This is a genomic window from Pseudomonas sp. SWRI22 (genome assembly GCF_014268395.2).
GTDB classification, from domain to species: Bacteria; Pseudomonadota; Gammaproteobacteria; order Pseudomonadales; family Pseudomonadaceae; genus Aquipseudomonas; species Aquipseudomonas paracarnis.
In genome coordinates this window covers 13647-30503 of sequence record NZ_JABWQK020000002.1, presented here as the reverse complement: position 1 = coordinate 30503, position 16857 = coordinate 13647, and the positions used below count along the sequence as shown (strand labels likewise).

Genomic DNA, 16857 nt, shown 5'->3' with positions numbered 1-16857 from the left:
GCGCAACAATGTGAAGAAAACAAGACACTGTTAGCAATAAATATTCATAAAGCTTGTTTTATACAGAAAATCTATCAATTTTTCCTGACCACCTTGCCATCTCACTTGGCCACGGTTAGGGTTGGGCTTATGAAAACCTCTCACACCCTCATTCAGCTCCGCCAGCACCGCAGCCTGTGCCTTGTCAGCGCACGACTGCCAGGCTGAATCGATCTGCCTCGCCCTCAGTTTTATCCCCAATAACAGTTCCACGGCAGGCCGCCTTTTCTCGGCCCCTACAACCAAGGATTTCCCGATGAGCATGCTCAAAGACCCGTCTTCGAAGTACCGCGCGTTCCCCACCATCGACATTCCGGACCGTACCTGGCCGTCGAAAACCATCACCCAAGCGCCTATCTGGTGCAGCTCCGACCTGCGTGATGGCAACCAGTCGCTGATCGAGCCGATGGACGCGGTGAAAAAGCTGCGCTTCTGGAAGACCCTGGTGGCCGTTGGCGTGAAGGAAATCGAAGCCTCGTTCCCGGCCGCGTCGCAAACCGACTTCGACTTCGTGCGCACCCTGATCGAAGACAACCACATCCCCGAGGACACCACCATCCAGGTGCTGACCCAGGGCCGTGAAGACTTGATCGCACGCACCTTCGAATCCCTGCGCGGCGCCAAGAAAGCCATTGTGCACTTGTACAATGCCACCTCGCCGTCGTTCCGCCGCATCGTGTTCAACCAGGACAAGGACGGCATCAAGGCCATCGCGGTCAACGCCGCCAAGCTGTTCGTCAAATACGCCGCCCAGCAGCCGGAAACCCAGTGGACCTTCGAATATTCCCCAGAGACCTTCAGCGCCACTGAGCTGGAGTTCGCCAAGGAAGTCTGCGACGCGGTGATCGAGGTGTGGAACCCGACGCCTGAGCACAAGATGATCCTCAACCTGCCAGCCACCGTCGAGTGCGCCACGCCGAATATCTATGCCGACCAGATCGAGTGGTTCGGTCGCCATATCAACCGTCGCGACAGCGTGATTATCAGCCTGCACACCCACAACGACCGTGGCACTGGCGTGGCGGCCACCGAGTTGGGCCTGATGGCCGGCGCCGACCGTGTGGAAGGCTGCCTGTTTGGAAACGGCGAGCGCACCGGTAACGTCGACTTGGTCACCGTGGCACTGAACATGTACACCCAGGGCCTGGACCCGCAGTTGGACTTCTCGGACATTGACGGCGTGCGCAAAGTGGTCGAGGAATGCAACCAGATCCAGGTGCACCCACGTCACCCGTATGTCGGCGACCTGGTGCATACCGCATTCTCCGGTTCCCACCAGGACGCGATCCGCAAAGGCTTCTCGCAGCAGAAAGACGATGCGCTGTGGGAAGTGCCGTACTTGCCGATCGACCCGGCCGATATTGGCCGCAGCTACGAGGCGGTGATCCGCGTGAACAGCCAGTCGGGCAAAGGCGGTATCGCCTACCTGCTGGAGCAGGAATACGACATCAGCTTGCCGCGTCGCATGCAGATCGAGTTCAGCCAGGTGGTGCAGGCCGAAACCGACCGCGTGGGCCTGGAGATGACCGCGCCACAGATCTACGCCTTGCTGCAGCGTGAATACCTGCAAGCCAACACGCCGTATGCGTTGGTCAGCCACCGCCTGCAGGAAGAGAACGGCAACAGCTTTGTCGAGGTGGAAGTCTCCGGCAAAGGCCAGGGCGAAACCAATCTGCATTGGAAGGGCAAAGGCAACGGTGCGTTGGAAGCGCTGGTAGCGGGCCTGCCGATTGGCGTGGAGATCATGGACTACAACGAGCACGCGATTGGTGCGGGTACCAATGCCAAGGCGGCGGCCTATATTGAACTGCGCGTGAACGGCGAACGCCCGGTGCATGGTGTGGGGATCGATGAAAACATCACTACCGCCAGCTTCAAAGCGCTGTTCAGTGCGCTGAACCGTTCGTTGAGCCAGTTGGAAGCCAAAGCGGCGTAAGCATTGCCGTAATGCAAAAGGCCCCTGGGTGAGAATCCAGGGGCCTGATCGTTCCCACGCTCTGCGTGGGAATGCAGCCCTGGACGCTCGCTCTGCGTCCGCCCTTAGAAGCGGTACGCAGAGCGTCCCAAGAGGCGTTCCCACGCAGAGCGTGGGAACAATCTAAGAGCCTTAGACTAACTGAAAGCTATCGGCATCCAGATTCGCCGGGAATCGTGTACGGTAAGCCGCCAGCTCCGCCGCATCCAGGATCACCTGGAACACCCCGTCCGCTTCCCCTGCACTCAGCAAGGTTTCACCCTGGAAATCCAACACCTGGCTATCGCCGGTGTAGGCAAACCCCTTGCCGTCGGTGCCCACCCGGTTCACCGCCGCCACGTAACACAGGTTCTCAATGGCCCGCGCCGGCAACAGCCGATTCCAATGCTGACGCCGAGCGCCCGGCCAGTTGGCGGTGTACAGCAGCAGGTCCGTATCCTGGGCGTCGCGGCTCCACACCGGGAAGCGCAGGTCATAGCAGATCAGCGGGCGAATGCGCCAACCCTTCAACTCGAACTGCACCTGACGTTCACCTGGGGTGTAATGGTCATGTTCACCGGCCATGCGGAACAGGTGGCGCTTGTCGTAATGCAACACCTCACCATCCGGCCGCGCCCACAGCAGACGGTTGCGGTGGCTGCCATCGGCGGCCTGGATGATCACACTGCCGGTAATCACGGCCTGATACTTTGCCGCCTGGGCCTGGAGCCAATGATGGGTGGGGCCGTTTTCCGGCTCGGCGAGAGCTTCTGATTCCATCGAAAAACCGGTGGTGAACATCTCTGGCAGCACGATCAAGTCGGCGCCTTTGGCCTGCTCCAGCAGCAACTCGAAGTGTTCGAAATTGGCATGCCGGTCATGCCAGGCCAGGCTCGTCTGCACCAGGGCAATGTTCAGATTGGGCAGTACACTCAGATCACGCATAGTTTTTCCGCCGCTTGTCGCAACGTCTCCTCGCGTTTGGCAAAGCACAGGCGCACCAGGCGCTGGCCTTGGGGTGGGTGCTGGTAGAACACCGAAACCGGAATGGTCGCCACGCCATGTTCGCGGGTCATCCACAGGGACATGGCGACGTCATCCAGGTCTGGGCGTATCTGCGAGTAATCCACCAGTTGGAAGTAAGTGCCGGTCACCCGGGTAAAGCTCAAGCGCGATGGCGCCAACAGGTCGCAGAAAAGGTCCCGCTTGGCCTGATAGAAGGCCGGCAGTTCTTCGACATGTTCCGGGTGTTCGGCCATGAAGTCCGCCAAAGCGTACTGCAAAGGGGTGACGCCGCAGAAGTTGACATATTGATGCACCTTGCGCAGTTCGGCGCTGAGGGCCGGTGGCGCGACCACGTAGCCGGTCTTCCAGCCTGTGACGTGATAGGTCTTGCCGAATGAGCTGACCACGAATGCGCGCTGATACAGTTCCTGATGGGCCAATACGCTGACGTGGGGCACACCGTCGAATACCAGGTGCTCGTAGACCTCATCGCTGACCAGGTAGATATCGCGGTCGCGGATCAGTTCGGCCAACTGGTCCAGCTCGACACGGCTGATCAATGCACCGGTGGGGTTGTGCGGGCTATTGAGGATGATCATGCGCGTACGCGGTGAAAGCGCAGCCTTGAGTTTCTCGAAGTCCAGGGCGAAGCCTTGCAGGCTCAGTTGCACATGCACGCAGCGGCCACCGGCCAGTTCAACCGAAGGCTCGTAGCTGTCATAGCTGGGGTCGAACACGATGACTTCATCACCGCTGCGAATCACCGCCTGAATGGCGCAAAAAATCGCCTCGGTGGCGCCTGGCGTGATGGTCACTTCAGTGTCGGCATTCACCGTGACGCCATAGCTGCGGGCGATCTTGGCCGCCACTTGCTGACGCAGCACCGGCAGGCCTGTCATGGGGGCGTACTGGTTATGACCGAGGGCGATGTGCTTACCCACTGCATCGAGCAAACCCTGCGGACCATTGAAATCGGGAAAACCCTGGGACAGATTGAGCGCGCCGGTTTCGGCGGCGAGTTGCGACATGGTGGTGAAAATGGTCGTGCCGACGTTTGGCAGCTTACTGCTGATCATGGGAGCCCCCTTCGGGTGAGCTGCAAGTTTTAAGCTGCAAGCTGCAAGCAGGTCAAGGGGCAAACCGTCAGGCACAAAAAAGGCTCCAAAGGAGCCCTCTCTTGCAGCTTGTAGCTTACAACTCGAAACTGCCGTTATTTTTTATCACGGCGCTTCTTGTCGGCCTTCTTGTGGTGAGTCATCAAACGACGCTTCTTGTTCACCTGACGGTCAGTCAGCGTGTTCTTGTTGCCTTCGTATGGGTTCTCGCCACCCTTGAACTCGATACGGATCGGCGTACCGACCAGTTTCAAGACACGGCGGTAGGTGTTTTCCAGGTAACGCACATAGGACTTGGGCACCTTCTCGATCTGGTTACCGTGGATCACGATAATCGGCGGGTTGGCACCACCCAAGTGGGCGTAACGCAGTTTGATCCGGCGGTTGTTGACCATCGGCGGCGCGTGCTCGCCGACCGCATCTTCCAGGATCTGGGTCAGGCGGTTGGTCGGCCAGCGGGTAACCGCGGACTTGAACGAGTTCTGTACGGACGCGTAGAGGTTGCCCACGCCGGTGCCGTGCAGTGCCGAGATAAAGTGGATATCGGCGAACTCGACAAAGAACAACCGACGCTGCAGCTCGATCTTGACGAAATCACGCTCGCTCGGCGTCATGCCGTCCCACTTGTTGATCGCGATGACCAGGGCACGACCGGCTTCCAGGGCAAAGCCCAGCAAGTTGAGGTCGTGGTCCACCACGCCTTCGCGGGCGTCCATCACGAAGATCACCACGTTGGCGTCTTTGATCGCCTGCAGTGTTTTGACCACGGAGAACTTTTCAACTTCTTCGTGGATCTTGCCGCGCTTGCGCACACCGGCGGTGTCGATCAGCGTGTACTTTTCCTCGTTGCGTTCGAACGGGATGTAGATGCTGTCGCGGGTGGTACCGGGTTGGTCGTAGACGATAACGCGGTCTTCACCGAGCATACGGTTGACCAGAGTCGACTTGCCGACGTTCGGGCGGCCGATGATAGCGATCTTGATACCGTCTTTTTCGCTCGGGCCAGGAATGCGCTTGGCTTCCTCGCCTTCAGCGACGATCTCTTCCTCGCCCTCTTCTTCCTCGACATCATCCTTTGGGAAGTCGCGCAGGGCGATTTCCAGCATCTGGGTGATGCCGCGGCCGTGAGCACCGGCGACCGGGATCGCATCGCCCAGGCCCATCGGGCTGAATTCGGCACGGGCGGCCTCAGGATCGATGTTGTCGATCTTGTTGGCGACCAGATAGGAACGCTTGTTGCGCTTGCGCAGGTGCTCGCCAATCATCTGGTCAGCGGCGGTATAGCCCGCACGGGCGTCCACCAGGAACAGCACCACATCGGCTTCTTCGATAGCGAGCAACGACTGCTCGGCCATCTTTTCGTCCATGCCATGCTCGTCACCGGAGATACCACCGGTGTCGACAATAATGTAGGAGCGCCCTTGCCACTTTGCCTCACCGTATTGGCGATCACGGGTCAGACCGGACAAGTCGCCGACAATGGCGTCGCGAGTCCTGGTCAGGCGGTTGAACAAGGTGGACTTGCCGACGTTAGGTCGGCCCACCAGGGCGATTACGGGAACCATGCGGCTCTCCACTTCGTTATTTCAGAAAATACAAAAGCCGCTGCAGGGCAGCGGCTGGTGCTCGGGGCAGCATCGTCAGATGCCGCATGCCCCGCCGAAGCAGGGCCGCCTGGGGGTTACCCCAAGCATAGTCAAACCTTTACTTGATGGTCAGGGCTTCCAGCTTGCCGCCGTTGCCATACACATAAAGCATGTTACCCACCACCAGCGGACGCGCACGCAGGCCGTCGCTGTCGATACGCTGGCGACCGACAAAACGACCATCCACCTGGCTCAGCAGGTGCAGGTAGCCTTCAAAGTCACCGACCGCGACGTAGCTGGAGAAGACTTCCGGTGCCGACAGTTGACGGCGAGCCAGGGAGTCATTGCTCCACAGTGCAGTGGTGGAACGCTCATCGACACTTTCAACGGTGCCGGATGCCAGGCTCACATAGACGCTGCCAAACCCTTGGGCGACACCCGCATAGCTGGAGGCATCACGCTGCCAGTTGATGCGACCGCTTTGCAGGTCCAGTGCGGCAACACGCCCCTGGTAGGTGGCGACGTAGAGGGTTTCACCCGACAGCAGCAAGCCGCCGTCGATGTCTACCACGCGATCCAGTTCGGAGCGACCTTGCGGGATGGCCACACGAGTTTCCCAGGCCGGCACGCCGTTCTGGGTATTCAAGGCAACCACTTTACCGGTCGACAGGCCAGCAACGGCCAGGTTGTTGGTCACAATCGGACCACTGGTACCGCGCAGGGTCAACACCGCAGGGGTGCTGTCGTACAACCAGCGTTGGTCCCCGGTGGAGGCATCCAGGCCGATCACGCGGTCGTCCTGGGTTTGCACCACGACGATATCGCCGTTGGTAGCCGGCGCCGAGAGCACTTCACTGGTCACGCGAGCGCGCCACTTCTCTTCACCGGTGCTGGAGTCCAGCGCGACCACGTCACCCTTGAGGGTACCGATCAGCACCATGCCATAGCCGACGCCCACACCGCCGGAAACCGGCAGTTCGAGGTCTTTCTTCCACTTGACGTCGCCGTTCATGCGATCCATGGCAACCACGACGCCAGTGGAATCAGTAGCCACGATGTTGTCGCCGTCAATCGCCGGCTGCAACAGGTTGTAGAGGTCGCCCTGCCCATCACCAATGGATTGGCTCCATTGTTTTTGCAGGACCACTTCTTCCTTGAAGCTGGTCAGCTCGGCAGGAGGCAGTTCTTTTTTGCTGTTGCTGCTGCAACCCGCGGCCAAAACGGCCAGAGCCAGCAATGCTGCATGTTTCCAACGGATCACGTCACGCATCCCCTTTGGCCAAGTCGTCGAGCTTGATTTGTAAGCCACCGACCGCCGCTTCATCAGACAGCGCCGCCTTGGCTTTTTGGTACGCAGCATGGGCTTCGTCGGTACGACCCAATTGGACCAACAGGTCGCCCTTGAGCTCTTCGCGAGTGGCCACGAATGCCTTGTCAGCATCGCCGTCGAGCAGTTTGAGTGCTTCGTCAGCCTTGTTCTGTGCCGCCAATACCTGTGCCAGGCGCTGACGTGCGATTTCACCCAGGGTCGGGTTGGTCGGCTTGTCGGCAATGGCCTTCAGCTCGGTGACGGCGTCATCCAGCTTGCCGGTATCGACCGCGACTTTCGCGACGAACAGGCTGCCGTACTGGGCGTAGGTGCTACCGCCGAATTCGTTCTTCAGCTTGCCGGCCAGGTCCGCCACCTGCGCAGGGTCAGGCTTGCCGTCCGGGGTCAGGGTAGTTTCCAGCAGTTGCTGATAAACGATCGAGGCACCTTGGGACTGGTTGGCCTGATACTTGGTCCAGGCTTGCCAGCCGAACACCACCACTAGCGCCAGCAGGCCGCCTGTGACCAGGGGCTTGCCGTTACGCTGCCACCAGTCCTTGAACTCGGCCAGTTGCTCATCATCAGTACTCGACACCCCAATACTCCTTAATCGCTAAATTCGGCTGTTCGACAGCTTCAACCCTGCACGATGCAGGTGGCCAAGTGCGCAGCGAGCGCATCAAAGGCAATGTTCTGTTGTTCACCCTGGCCACGCAGGGGTTTGAAACCTATCACTTGCTGGGCCAGCTCGTCATCGCCGAGGATCAGTGCGTAAAGCGCACCGCTCTTGTCGGCCTTCTTGAACTGGCTCTTGAAGCTACCAGCGCCGGCATTGATCTGCAGGCGCAGGTTGGGCAACTGGTCACGTACTTTTTCGCTCAAGGCCAGGGCCGCCAGTTCGGCAGCCTCGCCGAAAGCGCACAGGTACACGTCCACCTGACGGGAAATCTCTTCCGGAACCTGCTCCAGGGTTTCCAGCAGCAGGATCAGCCGCTCGATGCCCATGGCAAAGCCTACGCCCGGGGTCGGCTTGCCGCCCATTTGCTCGACCAGGCCATCGTAGCGACCACCGGCACACACGGTGCCCTGGGCGCCGAGCTTGTCGGTGACCCACTCGAACACGGTCTTGCTGTAGTAGTCGAGGCCACGCACCAGCTTGGGGTTGATCACGTAGGGAATACCGGCTGCATCCAGACGAGCCTTGAGGCCCTCGAAATGCACGCGGGACTCGTCGTCCAGGTAATCAGCCATTTTCGGCGCATCGACCAGCACGGCCTGGGTGTCGGCGTTCTTGGTATCCAGCACGCGCAACGGGTTGGTCTTCAGACGGCGTTGGCTGTCTTCGTCCAGTTTGTCCAGGTGGGCCGACAGGTACTCGACCAGGGCTTCGCGATAGCGACCCCGGGACTCGCTGGTGCCCAGGCTGTTGAGTTCAAGCTTGACCGCATCGCGGATGCCCAGTTGGCCCCACAGGCGCCAGGTCAGCACGATCAGCTCGGCGTCGATGTCCGGCCCGTCCAGGTTGAACACTTCGCAGCCGATCTGGTGGAACTGGCGGTAACGGCCTTTCTGCGGGCGCTCGTGGCGGAACATCGGGCCGATGTACCACAGCTTCTGGGTCTGGCCACCACCGGTGATGCCATGTTCCAGTACGGCACGCACGCACGCGGCCGTGCCTTCCGGACGCAGGGTCAGGGAGTCGCCGTTGCGGTCTTCGAAGGTGTACATCTCTTTTTCGACGATGTCGGTCACTTCACCGATGGAGCGTTTGAACAGCTCGGTGAACTCGACGATCGGCATGCGGATCTGCTTGTAACCGTAGTTATCCAGCAGGCGCGCGACAGTGCTTTCGAAGTAGCGCCACAGTGGCGTCTGCTCCGGCAGGATGTCGTTCATGCCACGAATGGCTTGCAGAGACTTGCTCACATCAGATCCTTAAATTCGTTCAATCAGCCGCGAGCGATCAGCGCTGCGTCAGCGGCGACCTTCTCGGCCGCTTTCTCGCGGATCAGCTTTTCCAGCTCATCCACCAGATTGTCATTCGTTAGCTTCTGCGACGGTTTGCCGTCGATGTAAATCAGGTTCGGTGTGCCACCCGTCAGGCCCACGTGGGCCTCTTTGGCCTCACCCGGCCCGTTGACCACACAACCGATCACTGCGACATCCAGCGGCACCAGCAGGTCTTCCAGGCGCAACTCCAGGTCGTTCATGGTTTTCACCACGTCGAAGTTCTGCCGCGAGCAGCTCGGGCAGGCGATGAAGTTGATACCACGGGAACGCAAACGCAGGGACTTGAGAATGTCGTAGCCGACCTTCACTTCCTCTACGGGGTCTGCCGCCAGGGAGATGCGGATAGTATCGCCAATCCCTTCGGCGAGCAGCATACCGAGACCCACAGCAGATTTCACTGTGCCTGAGCGCAAACCGCCCGCTTCAGTGATACCCAGGTGCAGCGGTTGCACGATTTCCTTGGCCAGCAGGCGATAGGCTTCTACGGCCATGAACACGTCCGAGGCCTTTACACTGACCTTGAAGTCCTGGAAGTTCAGGCGTTCAAGGTGTTCAACGTGGCGCAGTGCCGACTCAACCAGCGCCGCCGGAGTGGGCTCGCCGTATTTCTTTTGCAGGTCTTTTTCCAGGGAGCCGGCGTTGACGCCGATGCGGATCGGAATACCGCGATCACGGGCAGCGTCCACCACGGCACGCACGCGGTCTTCACGCCCGATGTTGCCGGGGTTGATACGCAGGCAGTCCACACCCAGTTCGGCCACGCGCAACGCGATCTTGTAGTCGAAGTGAATATCGGCAACCAGTGGGACCTTGACCAACTGCTTGATACGACCAAAGGCCTCGGCTGCGTCCATGTCCGGAACGGACACCCGTACGATATCCACGCCAGCCGCTTCCAGACGATTGATCTGGGCAACGGTGGCAGCCACATCGTTGGTGTCACTGTTGGTCATGCTCTGCACTGCAATGGGGGCGTCGCCACCCACCGGCACCGAGCCGACCCAGATCTTGCGCGATACGCGACGTTTGATTGGAGATTCGCCGTGCATGACTATTGTCCCAACTTGAGGCGAGCAGTCTCGCCACTGGTGAACGGCGCCACGTCTACAGGCTGGCCGTTGTAGGCCACTTGCGCGCCACGGGCAAAGCCCAGACGCAGCGTCAAAGGAGGCTTGCCGCCCTGGTCAAGCGTATCTCCCTTACGCTTCAAACCGCTAAACAGCACTTTGCCGTTGCCATCGGTGACCTGCGTCCAGCAGTCAGCGATGAAGGTAATTTGTACGCGCCCATCACCGGCGATCAATGCCGGGGTGGTGGGAGGCGACATCGCCGGCGCTGCGGGTGCGGCTGGCGCAGGGGTCGCAGGTGCAGGCGTCGGAACCGCCGGAGCCTGGGCCACGGGTGCGGCCGGAGCGGTCGGAACAGCCGGAGCCGGTACCGCAGCAGGGGCCGTGCCGGCGTCTGGCGCGGGTTGTTCGGCAGTGGCCGGCGCTTGCGGCGCAGCTTGCCCCTCTACCACGGCCTGGTCTTCCGGCTCGTCCAGGGGGTGAATCTGGGTGGTGCCGTCGGCGCTTTCAACTTCGACATGTTCCATGGCGTTGCTGGTCAGGTCTTTGTTGCGCTGGGAGGTCTGGTCTTGCCACCAGACAAAACCGCCGCCGACCACGGCAATCAGCAACAACAGGCTGACAATCCGCAAAATGGTATGGGAAACGCGCGTAGGCTCTTCGATGCGCCCCAACCCATGGACATTACTGCCCTGGGCATCGGTGCCGGTGAACTGGTCGAACTCTTGGACCAACACGGCCTGGTCGATACCCAGCAATTTTGCATAAGCGCGGATATAGCCGCGGGCAAAAGTGTGCCCAGGCAGCTTGTCGAACGCGCCGGCTTCCAGATTGGCCAACGAGGTACTGGTCAAATTGAGCTTGAGGGCCACTTCAGCCAGCGACCAACCATTGCTTTCGCGGGCCTGGCGCAAGGTTTCGCCTGGGTTGACGCGATTAGCTGCTACATCTTCCGGGTGCGCGGCTTTCATCATTGCTCCGACAGGTATTGCTGATATTCCGGCGTACCGGGATAGAGTCGTTCGAGTTGCTGGCCAAAACGTGCGGCCGTGTCGTGTTCTTCATGAACCGTCGCCAGGCGCACACCGAGCAATAGACTACGTGCATTTTGCCCGCTGAGCAGGCTAAAACGCTCGTAATAGTCACGTGCTGGCACATAATGCCTGTCTTCGTAAGACAACTCAGCCATTTCGAGCAATGCCCGTGGCTGGCGACTGTTCAGGTGCAGGGCTTTTTCCAACTGCTGGCGAGCGCTGTCGCGCTGACCGAGGCGCATCGAGGTCACACCGAGGTTCTCGAACACCCGCGAACGCTGCGGGTAGAGGGTATCGGCGGCGGCTTGCTGAAAATAACGTGACGCCAGGTCGTACCGTTGCTGCTCGAACAGGAAACTGCCGTAGTTGTTCAGCAGCCGCGGATCGGCAGGGCGGGAGGCCAGGGCCTTGTGGAAATAGCGGTCGGCCAGCTCGGGCTCGGCCTGAGCCTGAAACACCAAAGCCAGCGCGGCGTTGGCATCGGCATCATCGGCGTCCAGCTCAAGGGCCTTTTTCAACGGCACCTTGGCCTGCTCGCTCATGCCTTGGCGCAGATACCCCAAACCCAGTTGCACATAGGCAACTCGCGCCTCATCACGGCCTTTATCAGTGCGCAACGGGCTGTCATGACCCGATGAAACGCAACCGGCCACGAGGCCGGTAAACAGTAAAAGCAGCGCAAGGCGCAAGGGCATAGAGATCCTCTCTCAGATTCGATTCACAGCGATTTGCGGCAAATCTTCAGCGGCGTTAAGTTCGCGCACGGCGATATAACGTTCACTGCGGCGGGTGCGGTCCATCACCTGCCCTACCAATTGGCCACACGCGGCATCGATGTCTTCACCACGAGTGGTTCGCACAGTGACGTTATAGCCGGCCTGGTGCAGTTGATCCTGAAAACGACGGATGGCGTTGTTGCTCGGCCGCTCGTAGCCAGAATGAGGAAACGGGTTGAACGGGATCAAGTTGATCTTGCACGGGGTGTCCTTGAGCAATTCGATCATCTCGACCGCATGCTCCAGCTTGTCGTTGACGTCCTTGAGCATGGTGTACTCAATGGTCAGCACACGCTTCTCACCCAGGGTCGCCATATAACGCTGGCACGATTCGAGCAGCATCTTAAGCGGATATTTCTTGTTGATCGGCACCAATTGGTTACGCAATGCGTCATTAGGTGCGTGCAGCGACAACGCGAGGGAGACGTCGATGTGCTTGGCCAGCTCATCGATCATCGGTACCACGCCGGAGGTCGACAGGGTCACACGGCGCTTGGAGATGCCGTAGCCCAGGTCGTCCATCATCAGGTGCATGGCCGCAATCACGTTGTCGAAGTTCAGCAGCGGCTCACCCATGCCCATCATCACCACGTTGGTGATGGCACGGTCGACGGTCGCCGGGACGCTGCCAAAGGATTTGTTGGCAATCCACACCTGGCCGATGACTTCGGCGGCGGTGAGGTTGCTATTGAAGCCTTGCTTGCCGGTGGAGCAGAAACTGCAGTCCAGGGCACAGCCTGCCTGGGACGAAACGCACAAAGTGCCACGTTTGCCCTGGGGAATGTACACGGTCTCGACACAGCTACCGGACGCCACGCGCACTACCCACTTGCGGGTACCGTCGCTGGAAATGTCCTCGCTGACCACTTCGGGACCACGCACCTCGGCAATGGCCTTGAGCTTGTCGCGCAGGGCCTTGCTGACGTTCGTCATGGCGTCGAAATCGTCGACGCCAAAGTGGTGAATCCACTTCATTACCTGACCGGCACGGAAACGCTTCTCCCCGATTGAGTCGAAGAATTTCTCCATTTCCGGCTGAGTCAGACCCAGCAGGTTGGTTTTAACAGTCGATGTAGTCATGGATTCACCCTCACTCTTTAAGCCGATGCTTAGCGAGCGGTTACTTCAGTAGCAGCGAAAAAGTACGAGATTTCGCGAGCAGCAGCAGCTTCGGAGTCCGAGCCGTGAACAGCGTTGGCGTCGATGGATTCAGCGAAGTCAGCACGGATGGTGCCAGCAGCAGCTTCTTTAGGGTTGGTAGCGCCCATCAGCTCACGGTTCAGAGCGATAGCGTTTTCGCCTTCCAGAACCTGGACAACAACAGGACCGGAGATCATGAAGGCAACCAGGTCGCCGAAGAAGCCACGAGCGCTGTGCTCAGCGTAGAAGCCTTCAGCTTCAGCCTTGGACAGTTGCTTGAGTTTCGAAGCTACAACCTTCAGGCCGGCTTTTTCGAAACGAGTGGTGATCTCGCCGATGACGTTTTTTGCAACAGCGTCAGGCTTGATGATGGAGAAAGTACGTTGAACAGCCATGGTGTAACTCCAGAAACGGTAATTTACGAAAAATTAAACCCGCGAATTATACGCGGGTTATTGGGTATTGCCTAACTGCGTAAAAAGGCGGCTCAGTCTGCTTCTTCGATCCACAGGCCTTGAATCGCCTCAAGGACCTTTTCGCCACCCCGGTCAGGGATGTCGTCGAAATCCGGCAGTGCCATTACGAGGTCGCGCAGCTTGACGAAGTTCACGGTAAGAGGATTGACCTCAGGATGAGCTTCAGCAAGTTGTATAGCGATTTCTTGTACATCAACCCATTTCAGGCTCATGACATTTCCTTGAATCAATGCGGCGCTTCGGCTGCATGGTTGAGCGAATATTTCGGGATTTCGACGGTGAGGTCTTCAGTCCCCACTTTCGCCTGACAACTCAGGCGCGACGTCGGCTCCAGGCCCCACGCCCGATCAAGATAGTCTTCTTCCAGGTCGTCAGCCTCATTTAGGCTGTCGAAACCTTTACGAATGATGCAGTGACAGGTGGTGCAGGCATTGACGCCGCCACAGGCACTTTCGATCTCGATGTGGTTGTCATGGGCGACGTCGAGCAGGGACTTGCCGGTCTCAGCCTCCACGACCATGCCCTCAGGGCAATGTTCGGCGTGCGGTAGAAAAGTGACCTGCGGCATCAGTTATTCCTCAATTTCATTCAGGTTGCGGCCCGCCAGCGCGGCTTTAACCGTCTGATCCATACGGCGGGCGGCAAAGGCATCAGTCACTTGCGACAGGCGCTTGGTCTGTTGCTCGATGGCGTAACCATCGTTGCCTTTCATCAGTTCGGCCAGTTCCTGCATCTGCAGGTCAATGACCATGCGTTCTTCAGCATCCAGCAGGCGCTCGCCGTCGGCTTCAAGGGCGCCCTGCACCGCTTCGAGCAGGCGCTGGGCATCCACTTGTTGCTCGCGCAATACGCGGGCGACCTTGTCGTCACCGGCATACTGGAACGAATCCTTGAGCATCTTGGCGATTTCGCCATCGGTGAGGCCGTAGGACGGCTTGACCTGGATGCTGGCTTCAACGCCAGACGCCAGTTCGCGCGCAGCGACACTGAGCAGGCCATCGGCATCGACCTGGAAGGTCACGCGAATTTTCGCCGCGCCCGCGACCATCGCCGGAATGCCACGCAACTCAAAACGCGCCAGGGAACGGCAGTCGCTGATCAGCTCGCGCTCGCCTTGCAGCACATGAATCATCATGGCTGTCTGGCCGTCTTTGTAGGTGGTGAAGTCCTGGGCCCGTGCGACGGGGATGGTGGTGTTGCGCGGGATAACCTTCTCCATCAGGCCGCCCATGGTTTCCAGGCCCAGGGACAACGGGATCACGTCGAGCAACAGCAGTTCGCCGCCATCACGTTTGTTACCAGCCAGGGTATCGGCCTGGATGGCAGCGCCGATGGCGACGACTTGATCCGGGTCGATTTCGGTCAGTGGTTGGCGCCCAAAGGCTTCGGCTACCGCTTCACGCACGCGCGGCACGCGGGTGGAACCACCTACCATGACCACTGCGCCAACGTCTTCCAACTCGATACCGGAATCACGCACAGCACGACGGCAGGCTTTGAGGCTGCGGGCAACCATCGGCTCGATCAGCGTATCAAAGGCTTCGCGAGTCAGTGGCGCCGACCAGTTACCGTAGCAAACATCAACAGAAGCAGCGTCAGTCAGCGCCTCTTTGGCCGCACAGGCAGTTTGCAGCAGGTTGCGCTGCGCGCCTGGGTCCAGGTCGGCCGACAAGCCGGCACTGCTGATGATCCAGCCAGCGATGGCGTGATCGAAATCATCGCCGCCCAGAGCGCTGTCGCCGCCGGTCGCGAGCACTTCAAACACACCGCCGGTCAGGCGCAGGATCGAAATATCGAAGGTACCGCCGCCCAGATCATAAATAGCGACCAGGCCTTCAGCGTGCTGATCGAGGCCGTAGGCCACAGCCGCCGCAGTCGGCTCGTTGAGCAAGCGCAGCACGTTCAGGCCGGCAAGTTTCGCCGCATCCTTGGTGGCTTGACGCTGGGCATCATCGAAATACGCCGGAACGGTGATAACCGCCCCTACCAGCTCACCACCCAGGGTGTTTTCCGCACGCTGGCGCAGCACCTTGAGGATATCGGCCGACACTTCCACCGGGCTCTTGGGCCCCTGGACAGTGTCAATGAACGGCATATGGGACTCGCCGCCGACAAAGCGGTACGGCAGTTGGTCACCCAATTGCTTGACGTCGGACAACCCACGACCCATCAAGCGCTTGACCGACAACACCGTGTTCAAGGGGTCTGCGGACGCGGCGAGCTTGGCCGATTCGCCCACTTCAGTGCGGTCGGCGTGATAACGCACGGCAGACGGCAGGATCACCTGCCCATCGGCGTCGGGCAGCGGTTCGGACAGGCCGCTGCGCAAGGCAGCAACCAGGGAATTGGTGGTGCCCAGGTCAATCCCGACCGCCAGGCGACGCTGGTGCGGTTGAGGGCTTTGGCCGGGTTCGGCGATTTGCAGTAGAGCCATGGTAATCAGGTCTTATCTGTCTATCAGGCGTGCATCACGGGCAGCACTGGGTTAATCGTCGAGGCGCTCTTCTAGCTGGCGCACTTCGTAGGTGAGCTTGTCGAGAAACTGCATGCGCCGCATCAGGCGTTCGGCCTGTTCGCGTTGCGCCGCATCATCCCAACAGGCTGCGAAGCTTTCGTTGAGCTCATCCTGGGCGGTTTTCAGACGACGCTTGAAGACCGCAACACCGGCTATATCGGCTTCGTCCTGCAAGTCTTCGAGCTCTTCGCGCCACTGCATCTGCTGCATGAGGAAGTCCGGATCGTGCACCGTAACTTCCAACGGCAACTCGCCACCGTTCAGGGCGAGCAGGTAACGTGCGCGTTTCGCGGGGCTTTTGAGCGTCTGATAGGCTTCGTTGAGGCTGGCCGATTGCTCAAGGGCCAAGCGCTGCTCACGCTCGGAAGCGTCAGCGAAGCGGTCCGGATGCACCCCACGCGCCAATTCACGGTAGCGCGTGGCGAGCTGCTCAAGGTCCAGCCGAAAGCTCGGCTGCAGCTCGAATAAAGCGAAATGACAAGGAGTACCCACGAGTAGCCTCAGATGTTGAAGCTTTCGCCGCAGCCACATTCACCGCGCACGTTAGGGTTGTTGAACTTGAAGCCTTCGTTCAACCCTTCCTTGACGAAATCGAGTTCGGTGCCGTCCAGGTAGGTCAGGCTCTTGGGGTCGATGATCACTTTCTCGCCGTGACTTTCGAACACCTGATCCTCTTCAACCACCTCGTCGACAAACTCCAGCACGTAGGCAAGGCCGGAACAGCCCGTGGTGCGTACACCCAGACGAATCCCCTCACCTTTACCGCGCCCATTCAGGGAGCGGCGAATGTGCTGCGCAGCCGCTTCTGTCATGCTGATAGCCATCGTTGAC

Annotated in this window: 18 protein-coding genes; 1 reads left to right on the top strand and 17 read right to left on the bottom strand. The window is 59.6% G+C overall.

Annotated elements, in window-relative coordinates; translation table 11 throughout:
- Nucleotides 1–30 precede the first annotated feature (30 nt).
- On the bottom strand, nt 31–252 hold the full coding sequence (locus tag HU730_RS26755) for a hypothetical protein (RefSeq protein ID WP_229999534.1): 222 nt from the start codon (nt 250–252) through the stop codon (nt 31–33).
- A gap of 43 nt (nt 253–295) precedes the next feature.
- On the opposite strand from HU730_RS26755, the gene leuA reads away from it, so the two are divergent.
- Nucleotides 296–1975, top strand: coding sequence for a 2-isopropylmalate synthase (gene leuA, locus HU730_RS17525; protein WP_014719812.1), 1680 nt, complete (start codon nt 296–298; stop codon nt 1973–1975).
- A gap of 171 nt (nt 1976–2146) precedes the next feature.
- Here the strand turns inward: leuA and HU730_RS17520 are convergent, their stop codons facing one another.
- The 16 genes from HU730_RS17520 to iscA form a co-directional block, all read right to left on the bottom strand.
- Entirely contained in the window at nt 2147–2938 is a 792-nt protein-coding gene (locus HU730_RS17520) for an amidohydrolase (RefSeq protein ID WP_054897810.1), read from the bottom strand.
- Nucleotides 2926–4074, bottom strand: a complete 1149-nt coding sequence (locus tag HU730_RS17515) for a pyridoxal phosphate-dependent aminotransferase (RefSeq protein WP_186527705.1) — start codon at nt 4072–4074, stop codon at nt 2926–2928. Before HU730_RS17515 ends, HU730_RS17520 begins: the two co-directional genes overlap by 13 nt.
- Nucleotides 4075–4208: 134 nt before the next feature.
- Entirely contained in the window at nt 4209–5678 is a 1470-nt protein-coding gene (gene der / locus HU730_RS17510; RefSeq protein ID WP_016977675.1) for a ribosome biogenesis GTPase Der, read from the bottom strand.
- A 139-nt stretch (nt 5679–5817) separates the two neighbouring features.
- Nucleotides 5818–6969, bottom strand: a complete 1152-nt coding sequence (gene bamB, locus HU730_RS17505) for an outer membrane protein assembly factor BamB (RefSeq protein WP_032903676.1) — start codon at nt 6967–6969, stop codon at nt 5818–5820.
- Nucleotides 6962–7603: a YfgM family protein gene (locus HU730_RS17500; protein WP_014719816.1), complete on the bottom strand. Its 642-nt coding sequence runs from the start codon at nt 7601–7603 to the stop codon at nt 6962–6964. Before HU730_RS17500 ends, bamB begins: the two co-directional genes overlap by 8 nt.
- Nucleotides 7604–7644: 41 nt before the next feature.
- Entirely contained in the window at nt 7645–8934 is a 1290-nt protein-coding gene (gene hisS / locus HU730_RS17495; protein WP_019817223.1) for a histidine--tRNA ligase, read from the bottom strand.
- 23 nt (nt 8935–8957) lie between these two features.
- Complete coding sequence (gene ispG, locus HU730_RS17490) at nt 8958–10067, bottom strand: flavodoxin-dependent (E)-4-hydroxy-3-methylbut-2-enyl-diphosphate synthase (RefSeq protein ID WP_003175952.1); 1110 nt, start codon at nt 10065–10067, stop codon at nt 8958–8960.
- A 2-nt stretch (nt 10068–10069) separates the two neighbouring features.
- Nucleotides 10070–11056, bottom strand: coding sequence for a RodZ family helix-turn-helix domain-containing protein (locus tag HU730_RS17485; RefSeq protein ID WP_034128023.1), 987 nt, complete (start codon nt 11054–11056; stop codon nt 10070–10072).
- Nucleotides 11056–11814: a type IV pilus biogenesis/stability protein PilW gene (gene pilW / locus HU730_RS17480; protein WP_034128024.1), complete on the bottom strand. Its 759-nt coding sequence runs from the start codon at nt 11812–11814 to the stop codon at nt 11056–11058. Before pilW ends, HU730_RS17485 begins: the two co-directional genes overlap by 1 nt.
- Nucleotides 11815–11826: 12 nt before the next feature.
- Complete coding sequence (rlmN, locus tag HU730_RS17475; protein WP_003194014.1) at nt 11827–12975, bottom strand: 23S rRNA (adenine(2503)-C(2))-methyltransferase RlmN; 1149 nt, start codon at nt 12973–12975, stop codon at nt 11827–11829.
- Between the two features lie 29 nt (nt 12976–13004).
- Nucleotides 13005–13430, bottom strand: coding sequence for a nucleoside-diphosphate kinase (gene ndk / locus HU730_RS17470; protein ID WP_003175956.1), 426 nt, complete (start codon nt 13428–13430; stop codon nt 13005–13007).
- A gap of 92 nt (nt 13431–13522) precedes the next feature.
- Nucleotides 13523–13723 carry a Fe-S cluster assembly protein IscX gene (iscX, locus tag HU730_RS17465; protein WP_034128025.1) on the bottom strand — a complete coding sequence of 67 codons (201 nt, stop codon included), beginning with the start codon at nt 13721–13723 and terminating at the stop codon, nt 13523–13525.
- A gap of 14 nt (nt 13724–13737) precedes the next feature.
- Nucleotides 13738–14079 carry an ISC system 2Fe-2S type ferredoxin gene (gene fdx / locus HU730_RS17460; RefSeq protein ID WP_032895388.1) on the bottom strand — a complete coding sequence of 114 codons (342 nt, stop codon included), beginning with the start codon at nt 14077–14079 and terminating at the stop codon, nt 13738–13740.
- A 3-nt stretch (nt 14080–14082) separates the two neighbouring features.
- Nucleotides 14083–15945, bottom strand: coding sequence for a Fe-S protein assembly chaperone HscA (hscA, locus tag HU730_RS17455; RefSeq protein WP_034128026.1), 1863 nt, complete (start codon nt 15943–15945; stop codon nt 14083–14085).
- 51 nt (nt 15946–15996) lie between these two features.
- Complete coding sequence (gene hscB, locus HU730_RS17450) at nt 15997–16518, bottom strand: co-chaperone HscB (protein WP_034128027.1); 522 nt, start codon at nt 16516–16518, stop codon at nt 15997–15999.
- 8 nt (nt 16519–16526) lie between these two features.
- Nucleotides 16527–16850 carry an iron-sulfur cluster assembly protein IscA gene (iscA, locus tag HU730_RS17445; protein ID WP_003209680.1) on the bottom strand — a complete coding sequence of 108 codons (324 nt, stop codon included), beginning with the start codon at nt 16848–16850 and terminating at the stop codon, nt 16527–16529.
- Nucleotides 16851–16857 lie beyond the last annotated feature (7 nt).